We start from the raw sequence: 14,968 nt of genomic DNA on the forward strand, positions 1-14,968 counted from the left end.
GCCATGGCTCTCCACCGGTTGAGCTCGTTCGTCCTGCAGGTGCCCAACGTCGACGAGGTCGTCTCCTACTACGAGGAGTTCGGCCTCACCCACCACGGTGACCGGTCCTTCTCCACGACCGACGGCGGTCGCCAGCTCACGGTCGAGGAGGGCTCGTTCCGCCGGATCTCGACGGTCACCGTCGGTGCGGACGACGCCGACGACCTCGGCCGGATCGCGGCCAGCCTGACCCGGCTGGGCGTGGCGCACACGCTGGAGGACGACCGGCTGGAGACCGCGGACCCGGCCACCGGCACCGGTGTCGTCGTCGCCGTCGAGGCGCGCGTCGAGCAGCCGGCCCAGCCGCACCCGCAGTACAACGGGCCGGGCAGCATCGTCCGCACCGGCGAACGGGCCTACGGCGCCTCCACCGACGACCGCGTGCAGCCGCGCCGCCTCGGGCATGTGGTGCTCGGCAGCCCGGACGCCGAGACCTCGACGCGGTTCTTCAACGAGGGCATCGGGTTCAAGGTCAGCGACCGGGCCGGGGTGGGGGCGTTCATGCGCTGCAGCACCGACCACCACAACCTGCTGATCATGCCGGCGCCGATCACCTTCCCGCACCACACGTCGTGGCAGGTCGACGACGTCGACGCCATCGGGCGCGGCGCGATGTCGATGCTCGAGGACCACCCGGAGCGGCACGCCTGGGGCCTCGGCCGGCACTACGCCGGGTCGAACTTCTTCTGGTACCTGAAGGACCCCTCGGGCACGTTCAGTGAGTACTACTCCGACATGGACTGCATCGTCGACGACTCCCTGTGGCAGCCGGAGGCCGTCGAGGGCGCCCGCGGGCTGTTCCGCTGGGGCCCGCCGCCGTCGCCGTCCTTCCTCAACCCCGAGGACGTCGCGGCCATGATGACCGGGGCGCACTCGAAATGAGCGGCGCCGTGGACGCGAGCGCGCAGGCCGATGTCGAGGTCGACGTCGTCATCGTCGGTTTCGGCCCGGTCGGTCAGTACCTCTCCTACAAGCTGGGCCGCCAGGGCTGGACGTCGGCGTGCATAGAGCGGTTCCCGGGGGCGTACGCCTTCCCGCGCGCGGTGCACTTCGACGACGAGGTCGCCCGGTTGTTCCAGAGCATCGGCCTGGACTCCGAGACCAACCCGGTGATCCAGCAGTACGACAACACCTACCGGTGGGTCAACGCGAACAAGGAGACCCTGCTCGAGCTGGACTGGAAGGGCACCGGGCGGTCCGGCTGGCACACGTCCAACTTCTTCAACCAGCCCGACCTCGAGCGCGAGATCGACAAGATCGTCTGCACGGAGGAGCACGCGCAGGTCTTCCGCGGCTGGGAAGCGGTCGACGTCGCCCAGGACGAGCACGGCGCCACGGTGCGCGCTCGCCGGACCGACGGTGGTCCGGATGCCGAGACCCGCACCTTCCGCGGCACGTACGTCATCGGTGCCGACGGGGCCAACTCGTTCGTGCGCAGCCGGATGGACGTCTCGATGACCGACCTCGGCTTCGAGTTCGACTGGCTGATCGTGGACATGCTGCCGCACGAGCCCATGCACTTCGACCCCCCGGCGTGGCAGTGGTGCCGTCCCGAGGGCCCGACGACCGTCGTCCCGGGCGGGGCGCCGCACCGCCGGCGCTGGGAGTTCATGCGCATGCCGGGGGAGACCATCGAGGAGCTCAACACCCCGGAGACGGCCTGGCGCCGGCTCGCGGAGTGGGGGCTCACCCCGGAGAACTCCGACCTCGAGCGGCACGTCGTCTACCGGTTCCGGGCCCGCTGGGCCGACGACTGGCGGGACGGCCGGCTCTTCCTCGCCGGCGACGCCGCGCACCTCATGCCGCCGTTCGCGGGCCAGGGCATGTGCGCCGGCATCCGGGACGCGGACAACCTGGCCTGGAAGCTCGACGCGGTCCTGCGGGGTGCGGCCGACGACGGGCTGCTGGACACCTACGGGCCCGAGCGCCTGGAACACGTCCGCTACTTCATCCAGATGTCGATGGGGCTCGGCCAGGTCATCTGCGTCAGCGACCCGGAGGCCGCAGCGGCCCGGGACCAGCAGATGATGGCGGGTCTCGCCGACCCGTCGCTGGCACCGCCGCCCCCGCCCCCGCCGCACCTGGGCCCGGGCCTGATCGGCACGCACCCGGAGGCCGGGTTCACCTCCTACCAGGGGCGGGTCACGGTCGACGGACGGAGCGGCCGCTTCGACGACCTCTTCGGCTACGGCTGGACCGTGCTCGGCCGACCCGGCGCCCTCGCCGCGCTCGACGGGGAGACCCGCGCGTGGGCGGAGGACTACGGCGTCCGCTTCGTCGAGATCGGCGACGGCGCGCCGGTGTCCGACGACGAGGGCACCTACGGGGCGTGGTTCGACGAGCTCGCGGCCGATGCCGTCGTCGTCCGTCCGGACTTCTACGTCTACGACGCGAGCCCGGCCACCGGCCTGGACGACGTGCTGCGCACGCTGCGGTCGTCCCTGCGGTCGTCCCTGCGCGCTGACGCACCCGTGGGCTGAGCCGTGCCGCTGCTGGAGGCCCGGGGCCTCACGAAGCGCTTCGGGGGCGTCACCGCCCTCGACGGCCTGGATCTCCGGATCGAGGCGGGCGACGTGGTGGGGGTGATGGGTCCCAACGGCGCGGGCAAGAGCACGCTGCTCAAGACCCTGCTCGGGGAGATCCGGCCCGACTCCGGCGACGTGCTGCTCGACGGACGGTCGGTGCTCGGCTGGCCGATCCACCGGATCGCCCGGTCGGGAGTGGCCCTGGCCAACCAGGTGCCGCGGCCGTTCCTAAGGCTGACCGTCGAGCAGAACATCCGCGTCGGCTCCCTCGCGCGGGGTGACCGGATGCGGGACATGGACGTCCTGGGACTGTGCGGCCTGGCCGAGAAGGCCCACCGGCCGGCAGAGAGCCTCGGTCTCCTCGACCTGAAGCGCCTCGAGCTGGCCCGCGCGTTGTCCCTGCACCCGCGCGTCCTCTTCCTCGACGAGGTGGGCGCGGGGCTGGTGGCGCACGAGACCGAGCAGATGATCGACATCGTCCGCAAGGTGCATGCCGAGGGGGTGGCGCTGGTCGTCGTCGAGCACGTCGAGACGGTCATCCGCCAACTCGCCCAGCGGGTCGTCGTCATCGACTGGGGCAAGGTCGTCGCCAGCGGCACCCCCGACCAGGTGGCCGCCGATCCCGTCGTCCGGTCGATCTACCTGGGCGAGGGCGTCCCCACCGCGCGCAGCGGGGAGCGTCCCGGGCGTGTCTCCACCGAGCCTCCGCTGCTGGAGCTCGACGGGGTCACCGCGCGCTACGGCAAGGCGGTCGCCCTCGACGGCGTCAGCCTGCGCGTCCAGCCCGGCGAGGTCGTCTCCGTGCTCGGTGCCAACGGGGCGGGCAAGACCACGATGACCCGGGTCATCACCGGCCTGCTCCCGGCCGCCGGCGGCGAGGTGCGCGTCTCCGGCGCCGTGGTGAACGCGCTGCCGCCGCACCGGCGGGTGACGCGCGGGGTCGCCTGCTGTCCCGAGGGACGCAAGATCTTCGGCGAGCTCACCGTGGAGGAGAACCTCCTGCTCGGTGGGTACACCCTGGCCGGCCCCGATCGGGCCGCCCGGGCCGACGAGCTCTGCCGGCTCTTCCCGCTGCTCGCCGAACGCCGCGACCAGACGGCCGGCACGCTCAGCGGGGGGCAGCAGCAACTGCTCGCCATGTCCCGCGCGCTGATGTCCGACCCGCGGCTGCTGATCCTCGACGAGGCCTCACTCGGCCTGTCCCCGGTCGCCGTCGACGCGGTGTACGAGGCGGTCGGCCGCATCCGGGACGCCGGCACCTCCGTCCTGCTGATCGAGCAGAACGCGCACCGCAGCCTCTCCATCTCCGACCACGCGTACGTGCTCGACCGGGGTCGGGTCACCTACGACGGGCCTCCCCAGGCCCTCGACGACGCCGATCGGCTCTCCGCCGCCTACTTCGGCGCTGCCCGCTAGCACTCCCGCACTCCAGCAGTCGCACACCACTTCTCCCTCCCGTCCGCCGTGGGTCGACCGCGGTCCGAGAAAGGCCATTCCCATGAAGCGTAGGAAGACCCTGGCCGTCGTCGCCGCAGGCGCGGCGCTGACCACCCTGCTCGCGGCCTGTGGCGGTGACGGCGGTGGAGGCTCCTCGGGCGACGCGGTCGTCCTCGGCGCATCGATCTCGCTGACCGGCCCGCTCGGCGTGTTCGGCCCCTCGCTCAAGGCCGGCTACGAGCAGGCGGTGAAGGCGATCAACGACGACGGCGGAGTCGAGGTCGACGGTCAGAAGCGCAAGCTCGAACTCGTCATCAAGGACAACAAGTCCGACCCCACCCTGGTCACCTCCACGACGCGTTCGCTGATCAACGACGAGGGCGCCGTCGCCCTGCTCGGCTCGGCCACCCCGCCGATCACCATCCCCTTCTCCATCGTCGCCAACCAGGAGCAGGTTCCTGCGGTGTCGGGACTGACGCCGACGGGGGCATGGCTGCAGGCCAGCAAGGACGGATGGAAGTACGCCTGGGACGTCTTCATCGACGAGAAGGAGCAGACGGCGGTCAACTTCCAGGCCTCCGACCTCGTCCAGACCAACAAGCGGGTCGCGCTGTTCACCGACACGGCCGAGGACGGCGAGGCCATGGGCGCGCTCTGGGAGGCCCAGGCGCCCAAGTACGGCTACGAGATCGCCTACCACGCGAAGTTCCCCGTCGGCACCACCGATTTCAGCCAGTTCGTGCAGGCGGCCAAGGACGCCGACGCCGACGTGATGATCGCGCAGGTGATCCCGCCGGACGCCGCGGCACTGTGGAAGCAGATGAACGCCCTGGGCTACGCGCCGAAGACGGCCTGGCCGGAGAAGGGCGGCACGGTCGGCTTCCCGCAGGCCGTGGGTGAGCTCGCCAACGGGGCGTCGGTGTTCGGCTGGTGGACGCCGGACAACGGCAACGTCGGCGGCCAGAAGCTCTACGACGCCAACAAGTCGAAGTTCGGCGACGGTCTCGGCACCCAGTCGCTCGTCTCCGCCTACGCCATGGTGCAGATCCTCGCCGACGCCATCGAGCGGGCCGGCAGCACCGACCCCGACGCGATCAACGAGGCGCTGGGGAAGACCAAGGATCTGAAGACCGTGCTGGCGAACATCACCTTCGAGGACAACCACCGGGCGGTCATCCCCGCCAGCGCGGTGCAGTGGCAGGGCGATTCGCAGGTCATCGTGTGGCCGGCGGACGAGGCGGCCGGCAAGCTGCTGGTGCCCGGCCAGGCGGGCTGAGGCTCCGGCCATGACCGTCGAAGCCCTGCTGAACGGGGCGCTGCTGGGCGGGCTCTACGCCCTGGTGGCCCTGGGCCTGTCCCTGGTGTTCGGGATCATGCGGGTGGTCAACCTGGCGCACGGCGTCCTCGTGCTGGCCGGCGCGTACGTCGCGATCCTGGTCGCCCGGGTGATCCCGGTCGACCCGCTGCTCAGCTTCGTCGTCGTCGGGCCGGTGGTCTTCCTGGTCGCCGCGCTCATCCAGCGGCTGCTGCTGCAGCGGCTGGTCGGCACGTCGATGGAGGCGCCGCTGGTCGCGACGTTCGGCCTGCTGCTGATCGGTCAGGGGCTGTTCACCTTCGGGTTCGGCACCACGCCGCGGTCGCTCTCGGCGCCGTGGGGGAGCAGCGGGTTCACGGTCGCCGGCCTGACGGTGCAGACGGTCAACCTCGTCGCGTTCGGGCTGGCCGTGGTGGTCATCGCCGCCTCGCAGGTGGTGCTCACCCGCACCCGGTTCGGCTCGGCGCTGCGTGCCTCCGCGGCGGACCCCGCGACGGCGAGCACGCTCGGGATCGACATCCCGCGCATGCACGCACTCACGTTCGGGGCCGCTGCCGCCATCGCGGCGCTGGCCGGGATCGTCTACGGCACCGCCTTCTCGGTGGAGCCCAACGGCGGCCTGCCGCTCCTGGTCCTCGGGTTCACGGTGGTCGTCATGGGCGGTGTCGGGTCGATCCCCGGCACCCTGCTCGGTGGTGTCCTCGTGGGTGTCGTCTCGGCCGCGGTCGGCGGGCTGGTCGGACCGGTGTACTCGCCGATCGCGGTCAACGTGCTGCTGCTCGTCCTGTTGCTGGTCCGTCCCCAGGGACTGCTGGGCGCCCCACGCCGCGCGACGCGGAGCCCCCGCCGTCCGGTACCGAAGGAGGTGGCCGCGTGACCGGCTCGTCGAGGAGGACGGCGCTCGGCCTGGCCGGCTGGGTCCTGGTCCTCGGAGTGCTCCTGCTCATCCCGGGGAACGTGCCCCGGGGGACGCAGGAGATCCTGCTGAACCTGCTGATCTGGGTGGGTGTCGCGCAGGCGTGGAACATCGTCGGCGGGATCAACGGGCAGCTGTCCCTGGGCCATTCGGTGTTCGTCGGCGCCGGCGGTTACACGCTGGCCATGGTCGTCGCCAAGGGCGGCCTGTCCTGGCCGATCGCGCTCGTCGTCGGCGGGGTGCTCTCCGCGGCGCTGGCGTGGCTGGTGTCCTACCCACTGCTGCGGCTGTCGGGGGTGTACTTCGCGATCGGCTCCTCCGCGGTCGCGCTCATCGCCCTCGCCTGGATGGTCACCTGGAACTGGACCGGCGCCAGCCGCGGGCTCAACATGCCGCTGTCCGCCCTGCCCGACCGCGCCCTGAAGTTCCAGCTCATCGCCTCGCTCGCGGTCCTGACCTGCGTGGTCACCATGCTGGTGCTGCGCTCGACGTTCGGCCTGCGGCTGATGGCCGTGCGGGACGACGAAGGGGCGGCCGCGGCTCTCGGGGTGCCCACGCGCAGCGTGAAGCGGCAGGCCCTCGTGCTCAGCGGGCTCCTCACCGGGCTGATGGGCGGCGCGATCGCCATCAACCAGGCGTCGATCGAGCCGAACTCGATGTTCAGCCTGCAGTGGGTGGTGACCGCCCTCGTCATGGTGATCGTCGGCGGCATGGGCACGGTCACCGGTCCGGTGATCGGGGCGTTCGTCATCTACTACCTGGTCAACCGGGCGCTCGACGGCCAGCCGGTGCTCCAGGCGCTCCTCAGCGGCGTGCTCGTCATCGCCGTCATCGTCGCCGCCCCGGGCGGGATCGTCGGGCTGCTCCGCAGCGCGATGGCGGCGCTGACCGGCCTGCGCCGCCCGTCGACCGGGACGGACCCCGGCGCGCGTCCGACAGGCCCGGACCTGCCGGAGCAGGTCACCGCGAATGCGTACGGCGATGATGTGAGCCGCGCAGGAACGAGCGGAGGGTCGTGACGATCGTGGTGACTACGGAACCGGGGAACGGGCGGCTGGTGGCGATGCCCGTGGCCGAGCGGAAGGCGAAGACCCGGGCGATCGAGGTCTACGACGCGGTCCGCGAGCGCATTCTCAGCGGAGAGCTGCGTCCGGGGGAGAAGCTGGGCCCGGCGGCGCTGGCGCAGGACTACGGAGTGAGTGTCAGCGTCGTGCGCGAGGCGCTGACCCGGCTGGCCGAGCAGAGTTTGGTCAATGCCCAGCCGCAGCAGGGCTTCCAGGTCGTCCCGATCTCCCGGGCGGATCTGCTGGAGTTGACCGAGGTGCGGCTGGACATCGAGACCCTCGCGATGCGTCGGTCGGTCGAGCGCGGCGACGTCGAGTGGCGCTCCGGCCTCGTGGCCGCGCACTACCTGCTCGAGAACACCGAGACGTACCAGCCCGGCGACCCGCCGGTCATGAGCGAGGACTGGTCTCGGGTGCATGCGGCGTTCCACCACCACCTGCTGGCCGCGTGCGGCAATGCCCGGCTGCTGGAGATCGCGCAGTCCCTGCGCGACGCGGGCGATCTCTACCGTCGGTGGTCCGTTCCCATGCCCGGCAGCAAGGGCCGGGACATCGCCGGTGAGCACCGCTCGATCGTGGAGGCGGTGCAGCTCGGCGACGGCGAGCTGGCGCAGCGCCGCCTGGCGGCGCACATCGCGCACACCACCGACGTCCTGCTCGAGGAGGAGTCGGCGCAGTGACCACGTCCCTGTTCGTCACCGGTGCCTCCAGCGGGATCGGCGCCGCGTTCCTCGGCCAGATCCCGGCAGGCATCGGGGAGCCCCACACCTTCAGCCGCCGCCCCTCCGCCGGCCACTGGACGGGGGCCGACCTCGGCGACGCCGCCCAGTGGCCCGCCGTCGTCGCCGCGATCGAGGCGGCCCTCGACGCGGAGCAGCCGGCGCACGCGGTCTTCTTCCACTGCGCCGGCACCAGCGACCCGGTGGGTCGGGTCGCCGACCTGGACCCGGGCGAGTACGCCTCCGTCGTCATCCTCAACGCGGCGTCGGGGATGGCCCTCGGGCAGGCGTTCCTGCGGGCCTGCCGGGAGCGCGGCATCCGGGCCACGCTCGTGCTGTGCGGATCCCCCGCGGCGGGGAAGGACACGACCGGGCTGGCGCACTACTGCGCGGGCAAGGACGGTCTGCACCACTGGGGCCGCATCGCCGCTGCCGAGCAGGACGGCACGGGCAACCGGGTGATCACCGTGGTGCCCTACGCGGTGCTCACGGATGTCGTGCGCAGCGTCATGACCCGGAATCCGGACGAGGTCCCACTGGTCCACTACTTCCGCCAGGTCGAGGCGGCGGGGGAGTTCGCCACCCCGGAGACCTGCGCGGAGCACATCTGGACGGCGATCGAGGGCGCAGCCAACGGTGACGTCGTGCCGGTCGGCGCGCGGGTGATCGCCGACCGCGCCGCGGCGACGGTCGGCACGTCATGACCGACGCCGAGGTGCACACCTCGCTGCTCGCTCACGTCGCCCGGTACTTCGACGCCTGCGACCGGTGCGACCTCGACGAGGTCATGGCCGTCCTCGAGGGCGCGACGGTGGTCGCGGGCGCGCAGGAGGTCAGCGACCCGGCCGCCATCAGGGCGGTCTACGAGGCGCGGCAGCCGGCCCCGACCGCCGATGGCCGGCGGAGCACCAAGCACCACGCCACCAACCTGCTGGTGGACGGACCGGACGCGGACGGGCGCTACGGCGCGTCGGTCTACTACTTCCGGCTCGAGCCCTCCGAGTCCGGCCCGCGCATCGCCACCAGCGGGCGGCTCGAGCAGGTCGTCGTCCCCGTCGACGGCGGGTGGCGGGTCCTGCGCCATTCCATCGTGACCGACTTCTGAGCCAGAACCCCCAACGAGGAGCACCCGTGAAGCGAGCCGCGAAGACGATCATCTCCTGCGCACTGACGGGGTCGGTGCACACGCCGTCGATGTCGCCCGGGCTGCCGGTGACCGCCGAGCAGATGATCGAGCAGGGCAAGGGAGCGGTCGAGGCCGGAGCCGCGGTGCTGCACCTGCACGCCCGCGATCCGCGGGACGGCCGCCCGTCCCCGGACCCCGAGGTGTACCGGCCGTTCGTCTCGGCACTGGCACAGGACACCGACGCCGTCATCAACATCACGACGGGCGGCGCGATCACCATGACCGTGCAGGAGCGGCTGGCCGCGGCGCTGACCTTCGAGCCGGAGCTCGCGTCGCTCAACATGGGCTCGATCAACTTCGACTTCTCCGGCGCGGCGGCGCGGGAGCGCGAGTGGAAGTACGACTGGGAGAAGCCCTACGTGCTGGGGAGCAGCGGGAACATCTTCGCCAACACCTTCGACCAGATCGAGGCGACGCTGCAGCAGCTCGGGCGGGAGCGCGGCACCCGGTTCGAATTCGAGTGCTACGACGTGGGCCACCTGTACAACCTGGCCCACGTCGTGGAGAAGGGGCTGGCCGAGCCCCCGTTCTTCATCCAGGCGATCTTCGGCATCCTCGGCGGGATCGGCCCGGACGTCGACAACCTCGCCCACATGGTGAGCATCGCCGACAAGCTGTTCGGCGAGGACTACCAGCTGTCCGCCTTCGGTGCGGGGCGGCACCAGATGACGTTCGTGACCGCGTCGGCACTGATGGGCGGGAACGTGCGGGTGGGCCTGGAGGACAACCTCTTCCTGGGGCGGGGACGGCTGGCGGAGACCAACGCCGAGCAGGTGGCCAAGGTGGCGCGGGTGCTGACCGAGTTGGGGCACGAGATCGCCACGCCGGACGAGGCGCGGACGATGCTCAAGCTCAAGGGCCGCGGCACCCTCAAGGTCTGACCCGGCCCCGTCCGGGGGACGGCGGTCGGCGTCCTGCCCCGCCGTCCGCGATCATGATCCGGTGACCAGCGGCGACGGCAGCGACCCGGAGACCGTCCGGCACGACGACCGCTGGGCCTACTGGGCCCCGACCGGCCGCGTGGTGGTGCCGGCGATCGTCCTGCTGGTGCTCGTCGCCAACCTGGTCGGGGTCGCCACGGTGACGATGCTGCTGATCGGCGTCGACGACGGCCGCGGCAGCGACGGCCGGACGCCGGTGCTGATCGCCGTCGCCGCCTACCTGGTCGTCGCCCTGCCGTCGGCGGTGCTGGTGGGGCTGCGCCGGCAGCGGGTGACCAACCGGTGGCTGATGGGCCGCCGCGAACCCTCCGGCGACGAGGCCGCGCACGCCCTGCGACTCCCGGTCGAGACCGCCCTGGTGGCGGGCGTCGTCTGGCTGGTCGGCGCCGCGGTCATCGGGGTCGTCTCGGCGGTGGCCTTCCCCGACTGGCGGGTCGGGCTGCGCACCGGCGTCGCCACGCTCCTCGGCGGGATCGCCACCGCCGGTGTCACCTACCTGCTGGTCGCCCGCGCGGCGCGCGCCGTCACCGCGATCGCGCTGGCGGCGCATCCGCCGGACGGCGCGCTCACCCTCGGCGTCCGGCCCCGCCTCCTCCTGACGTGGGGCCTCACCAGCGCGGTGCCGATGGCCGGCGTCGCCCTGCTGTACCTGGACCCCAGCAACCCGCGCGGACCGGGCCGGGCCGCCGTCGTCTTCCTCGTCGTCGTCGCGGTGCTCGTCGGCGGTCTGGCCACGCTGCTCACCGCCCGCGCGGTCGGGCAGCCCCTGCGCGACCTGCGGGAGGCGGTCGGCCGGGTGGGCGAGGGGGATTACGACGTGCGCGTCGTCGTCGACGACGCCGGGGAGATCGGGCTCCTCCAGGAGGGCGTGAACAGCATGGCCGCGGGCCTCGCCGAGCGGGAGCGCATGCGGGACCTCTTCGGCCGGCACGTCGGTACGTCGGTCGCCCAGGAGGCACTCGCCAGCGGGGTGTCCCTGGGCGGCTCCGAGCGCACCGTCGCGGCGCTGTTCGTCGACATCGCCGGGTCCACCTCGCTGGTCCGCCGGACCGGACCGGAGCAGATGGTGGGCCTGCTCAACCGCTTCTTCGAGGTCGTGGTCGACGCGGTCGAGGAGGGCGGCGGACTGGTCAACAAGTTCGAGGGCGACGCCGCGCTCTGCGTGTTCGGCGCACCGACCGACCACGCGGACCCGGCCGGGGCGGCACTGCGCGCAGCCCGCCGCATCTGCGACTCCGTGCAGGAAGCCGGCGAGGTGGACGTGGGCGTCGGTGTCGCCTGCGGCCGGGTGTGGGCGGGTCAGGTGGGTGCCGCGAGCCGGCTCGAGTACACGGTCATCGGCGATCCGGTCAACGAGGCGGCGCGGCTGACCGAGCTCGCCAAGGACCATCCCGGCCGGGCGGTGGCCAGCGAGCCGGTCGTCCGGGCGGCCCGGGAGGACGAGCAGGCGCACTGGCAGCGGGACCGCGAGGTCGAGCTGCGCGGCCGTGACGAGGCGACCAGGACCTGGGTGCGGCGCGAGGACTGACACGGCCGACTCCACGCCGGACCCGTCGGGCCGACGGTCCGGTCACGCACCCTGCCGGATCCGGCGGGCCCGCGCGCAGAGCACGGGATCGCCGGCGCCGCGGGTGAAGGCCTCGTCGAGGACGGCGAGCGCCTCGCCCTGCCGACCGGCGAGGTGCAGGCACCAGGCCAGCAGCGACAGCGCCGGCCCGGAACGCCGCAGGTCGACGTCCTGCTGTGCCCAGACCACGGCCGAACCGGGATGCGGGTGGACGTCGGCGTGGAACTCGGCCAGGTGGTGGAGGTAGTGCACCTCGCCGCGGGCCACCGAGGCCAGGTAGGCCGCCACCGCGTAGCCGTGGCACTCCGCGGCGCACTCGGGTCGGCCGGCCCCGGCGAACGCCGTCCCCAGCGCCTCCCGGAACTCCGGGCGGTCCACCTCCGCCAGCACCGCGCGGTAGCCGTCGATCGCCTGTGCCCACCGCTGCAGCGCGAGGTCCAGCGCCGCGCGGTGCGCCGTCACGTACCACCAGTCGGGGTAGGCGCGGTCGGCCTCGGCCAGCAGCCGGGCCGCCCGCTCGGGGTCGTCGGTCGCCTTCGCCAGCTCGGCGCGCTGCACGCGCACCCAGGCGAACGCACGCATCTGCTTGGCGGTGATCTCCTCCTCGGCCGCGGCGTACAGCTCGTCGGCGTCGTCCCAGCGACCGGTCGCGGCCGCCAGCGCGGCCAGCCGGGCCGTCGTGCTCCAGAGGGGGTCCTGCTGCGCCGCCTCCTGGTAGCCCGCGCGCGCGGCCGCGTAGTCGCCGGTGAACAGTGCGACGTCGGCGGCCAGCACCCGGCCGGGCGGCTGTGCGGTGAGCCCCGGGACCGCCGTCAGCGCCGCGCCGGCGAGGTCGGGCCGGTGGACCGCCAGGGCGAGGGTGGCGCGCAGCAGCCGCAGGTCCGGCCAGGTGGGGAAGCGCTCGACCGCGACGTCGACGTCCGCGCCGAGGGCCAGCAGGTCCTCGGGGCGACTGCCGGCGAGCACGATCTCGCGGTGCCGCAGCGTCAGCAGCGCGCTCGCTGCCGCGGGACCGCCGTCGCCGGCGGCCTCTCGGTCCGTGCGCAGCCGCCGCACCGTCGCCAGGTCGGCGCGAAGACCCGACGTCGCCAGGAGCTCGGTCACCACGGTTCGGCCAGATAGGGGAAGTCGGCGAGGAACGGGGTGTCGTTGGCGACCGGGTTGGGCGGCGTCTTCGGGGTGATCGGGGCGGCGTCCCAGAGCGCCTGGTCGTTCAGCGTCTCCACCGAGTAGCCCGGCGTGCTCATGTCGAGGAACAGCGAGAGGAACCGGGTCGCCACCTGGTCCTCGAGCCGCCGCCCGAACGGCCAGGTGCCGGTGGTGTCCACGTCGATCGCGCAGACGTTGGGGATGAAGATCTCGAACGGCCGGCGCAGCGGGATCTCCACGTCCGACCGTTTCCACGAGTCGTCCGGCATGCGCAGCTCCTGGAAGATCAGCTTCCGGCTGCGCGGGAACGCGGCGGCCGCGGTGGCGTAGGTCCGATGCACCGAGACCGGGGCGCCGTCGTGGTCGAAGACGCCGGCCAGTCCCAGCGCGGAGACCGAGGGCCCGAACCCCCAGCCGAGGTGCGCCAGCCGCCGGACGAACGCCGGTGCCAGCCAGAAGTTGTCGGCGCCCAGCTGGCGGTTGTCCTCGCGCTCGCTGAGTCCGGCGTCGGCGAAGGGCTGCCCGACGGTGTCGACCAGCTTGTAGCGGCGGAGCTCGTCGTCCAGCCCACGACGGCGCAGCAGCGCGACGGGGTTCTCCGTCCAGAGCGGGTCGTCGGGGATCGTCTCGATCTTCGCCGCGGCCTTGCGGACCCAGCTCTCGCCCCACACGTTGACCACCCGCTCCTCGTCCGGGCGCGGGCTGAGGAACGCCAGGGGCACCTCCAGCACGAGCGCGTTGCAGTTCCCGCCCGCCCGGGCGTCCTCGCCGCTGTAGACGAAGCGGTAGTTGCCGTCGGCATCCTTCGCGAAGCTGTCGCCGTCCCAGGTCAACGGACCGTCGGGCAGGTCAAGCTTCACCCCGTGGCCGTGCCGGGGGTTCGCCGGGTCGTAGTTGAACAGCGTGTTGCCCTCGAGCTCCAGCAGGGTCTTGGGGATCGGCAGCTCGCGCACGTCCTGCCGGGCGAACGGCACCTCGTAGAACTGCGGCGCGTAGTTGATCGAGCGGAAGAAGCCGGTCAGGTCGTTGAAGAACGCGTCGTCCCGGCCGCCGAGATAGGCGGTGAGCGCCATGCCGGACGGCGTCCGGATGCTCGTGACCTCGTTGGTCGCCACCCGCTCGGTGAAGTCCCCGCCCGGGAAACCGGTGAAGCGCACCGTGGCGATCCCCGCCTCGTCGACCGTCACCCGGATCTCGGCGGCCTCCCGCTGGCCCAGGTAGTGGTCCCGCATCGCGTCGAAGTAGCGGGTGAGCGCTGACAGGCTCCAGTCGTCGGCCGACGGGCGGACCGAGCGCGCGTGCGGGTTGACCCGGAGCCGGTAGAGCATGTCGGTGTCGAAGACCCCGGGCTCCGGGACGGCGGCGAGGGTCAGGGCGAGCACCACCGTCTCCTGGTCCGTGGCCGGGCCCGGGTAGCCGAACATGTCGTAGACGTCGGCGGCGCTGACATCGACGTCGGAGAAGATGCTGTTGACCGAGTTCGGATCGTTGTGGTCGGCCACGCTGGCCCTCCTGCGGGTGTCGTCAGAACCCGGCGCGGGACCGGTCGTCCATCCGCCGCAGCGAGCGCCGCAGGTCGTGCGCGAACCAGGCGCCGCCGCCCAGGCCGAGCAGGGCGTCGAGCACCTTGCCCTTCGTCGTCGTCGGCACCCGCTCGATGGCGAGGTCGACGTGCGAGCCGCCGGCGCCGTCGGACTCCACCGTGTAGGTCCAGCGACTGCCCGGGCCGAACGCGTTGCTGTCCAGCACGTCGAGGGTGACCACGCCGGGTGCCGACCAGTCGTACCGCAGCCGCTGCCAGACGCCGCCGGCCGCGGAACCCTCCGTGACCTCGGCCCAGGTCGCCCCCTGGTCGTGGACGACGAAGTGCGCCGGGTCGCTGTTGCCCCAGATCTCCTCGCGCCCCGGGCCGAAGTCGGTCAGCGCCGCCACGAACCGCTCGGGGGACACCGCGCCGTGTGCCTGGACGTGCACGCGCCCCATGGCTCCCCCTCGGTGCAGACCGGCCCGGCGCCCGTTCCGGAAATCCACGTGAATTGGTGCAGGAATGGCACCGGCCCCCCGGTATGACCGAGGAGCGTCCACTCGACCCCATTTCCTGTCAAGGTGT

General features: G+C 72.5%; 14 protein-coding genes. 11 read left to right on the forward strand and 3 right to left on the reverse strand.

Going from position 1 to position 14,968, the window contains the following annotated elements; all coding sequences use genetic code 11:
• The first annotated feature begins 3 nt into the window (after positions 1 to 3).
• The 11 genes from AC2H4J_RS04040 (at position 4) to AC2H4J_RS04090 (ending at position 11,670) form a co-directional block, all read left to right on the forward strand.
• Entirely contained in the window at positions 4 to 921 is a 918-nt protein-coding gene (locus AC2H4J_RS04040; RefSeq protein ID WP_487463538.1) for a VOC family protein, read from the forward strand.
• Positions 918 to 2,519 (forward strand): bifunctional 3-(3-hydroxy-phenyl)propionate/3-hydroxycinnamic acid hydroxylase MhpA, encoded by a 1,602-nt coding sequence (gene mhpA / locus AC2H4J_RS04045; RefSeq protein WP_487463539.1) that lies wholly within the window; start codon positions 918 to 920, stop codon positions 2,517 to 2,519. The genes AC2H4J_RS04040 and mhpA overlap by 4 nt, the downstream gene beginning before the upstream one ends.
• 3 nt (positions 2,520 to 2,522) lie before the next feature.
• Complete coding sequence (locus AC2H4J_RS04050; RefSeq protein ID WP_487463540.1) at positions 2,523 to 3,980, forward strand: ATP-binding cassette domain-containing protein; 1,458 nt, start codon at positions 2,523 to 2,525, stop codon at positions 3,978 to 3,980.
• Between the two features lie 82 nt (positions 3,981 to 4,062).
• On the forward strand, positions 4,063 to 5,277 hold the full coding sequence (locus AC2H4J_RS04055; protein ID WP_487463541.1) for an amino acid ABC transporter substrate-binding protein: 1,215 nt from the start codon (positions 4,063 to 4,065) through the stop codon (positions 5,275 to 5,277).
• 10 nt (positions 5,278 to 5,287) lie between these two features.
• Positions 5,288 to 6,193: a branched-chain amino acid ABC transporter permease gene (locus tag AC2H4J_RS04060; RefSeq protein WP_487463542.1), complete on the forward strand. Its 906-nt coding sequence runs from the start codon at positions 5,288 to 5,290 to the stop codon at positions 6,191 to 6,193.
• Positions 6,190 to 7,251, forward strand: a complete 1,062-nt coding sequence (locus AC2H4J_RS04065) for a branched-chain amino acid ABC transporter permease (RefSeq protein ID WP_487463543.1) — start codon at positions 6,190 to 6,192, stop codon at positions 7,249 to 7,251. Before AC2H4J_RS04060 ends, AC2H4J_RS04065 begins: the two co-directional genes overlap by 4 nt.
• Complete coding sequence (locus AC2H4J_RS04070; RefSeq protein WP_487463544.1) at positions 7,248 to 7,976, forward strand: GntR family transcriptional regulator; 729 nt, start codon at positions 7,248 to 7,250, stop codon at positions 7,974 to 7,976. Before AC2H4J_RS04065 ends, AC2H4J_RS04070 begins: the two co-directional genes overlap by 4 nt.
• Positions 7,973 to 8,719 carry an SDR family NAD(P)-dependent oxidoreductase gene (locus tag AC2H4J_RS04075; RefSeq protein WP_487463545.1) on the forward strand — a complete coding sequence of 249 codons (747 nt, stop codon included), beginning with the start codon at positions 7,973 to 7,975 and terminating at the stop codon, positions 8,717 to 8,719. The genes AC2H4J_RS04070 and AC2H4J_RS04075 overlap by 4 nt, the downstream gene beginning before the upstream one ends.
• A complete protein-coding gene (locus AC2H4J_RS04080) occupies positions 8,716 to 9,120 on the forward strand; it encodes a nuclear transport factor 2 family protein (RefSeq protein WP_487463546.1) in 405 nt (134 codons plus the stop codon). Before AC2H4J_RS04075 ends, AC2H4J_RS04080 begins: the two co-directional genes overlap by 4 nt.
• A 26-nt stretch (positions 9,121 to 9,146) precedes the next feature.
• A complete protein-coding gene (kce, locus tag AC2H4J_RS04085; protein ID WP_487463547.1) occupies positions 9,147 to 10,082 on the forward strand; it encodes a 3,5-dioxohexanoate:acetyl-CoA acetone transferase in 936 nt (311 codons plus the stop codon).
• A gap of 61 nt (positions 10,083 to 10,143) precedes the next feature.
• Positions 10,144 to 11,670, forward strand: a complete 1,527-nt coding sequence (locus AC2H4J_RS04090) for an adenylate/guanylate cyclase domain-containing protein (protein ID WP_487463548.1) — start codon at positions 10,144 to 10,146, stop codon at positions 11,668 to 11,670.
• Positions 11,671 to 11,712: 42 nt separating this feature from the next.
• On the opposite strand, the gene AC2H4J_RS04095 is transcribed toward AC2H4J_RS04090, so the two are convergent.
• Genes AC2H4J_RS04095 through AC2H4J_RS04105 form a run of 3 tightly spaced genes read right to left on the reverse strand, consistent with a single transcriptional unit; the run spans position 11,713 to position 14,841 of the window.
• Positions 11,713 to 12,813: a tetratricopeptide repeat protein gene (locus AC2H4J_RS04095; protein ID WP_487463549.1), complete on the reverse strand. Its 1,101-nt coding sequence runs from the start codon at positions 12,811 to 12,813 to the stop codon at positions 11,713 to 11,715.
• Positions 12,810 to 14,360 (reverse strand): hypothetical protein, encoded by a 1,551-nt coding sequence (locus AC2H4J_RS04100; protein ID WP_487463550.1) that lies wholly within the window; start codon positions 14,358 to 14,360, stop codon positions 12,810 to 12,812. The genes AC2H4J_RS04095 and AC2H4J_RS04100 overlap by 4 nt, the downstream gene beginning before the upstream one ends.
• A gap of 22 nt (positions 14,361 to 14,382) precedes the next feature.
• Complete coding sequence (locus AC2H4J_RS04105) at positions 14,383 to 14,841, reverse strand: hypothetical protein (RefSeq protein WP_487463551.1); 459 nt, start codon at positions 14,839 to 14,841, stop codon at positions 14,383 to 14,385.
• Positions 14,842 to 14,968: the final 127 nt, after the last annotated feature.

The organism is Blastococcus sp. OS1-29 (assembly GCF_057628075.1).

What these genes read in the sequence shown, in the direction of transcription:
- AC2H4J_RS04040 (WP_487463538.1), top strand. Translation starts at nt 4, where the DNA reads ATGGCTCTCCACCGGTTGAGCTCGTTCGTCCTGCAGGTGCCCAACGTC.
- mhpA (WP_487463539.1), top strand. Translation starts at nt 918, where the DNA reads ATGAGCGGCGCCGTGGACGCGAGCGCGCAGGCCGATGTCGAGGTCGAC.
- AC2H4J_RS04055 (WP_487463541.1), top strand. Translation starts at nt 4,063, where the DNA reads ATGAAGCGTAGGAAGACCCTGGCCGTCGTCGCCGCAGGCGCGGCGCTG.
- AC2H4J_RS04060 (WP_487463542.1), top strand. Translation starts at nt 5,288, where the DNA reads ATGACCGTCGAAGCCCTGCTGAACGGGGCGCTGCTGGGCGGGCTCTAC.
- AC2H4J_RS04080 (WP_487463546.1), top strand. Translation starts at nt 8,716, where the DNA reads ATGACCGACGCCGAGGTGCACACCTCGCTGCTCGCTCACGTCGCCCGG.
- AC2H4J_RS04105 (WP_487463551.1), bottom strand. Translation starts at nt 14,841, where the DNA reads ATGGGGCGCGTGCACGTCCAGGCACACGGCGCGGTGTCCCCCGAGCGG.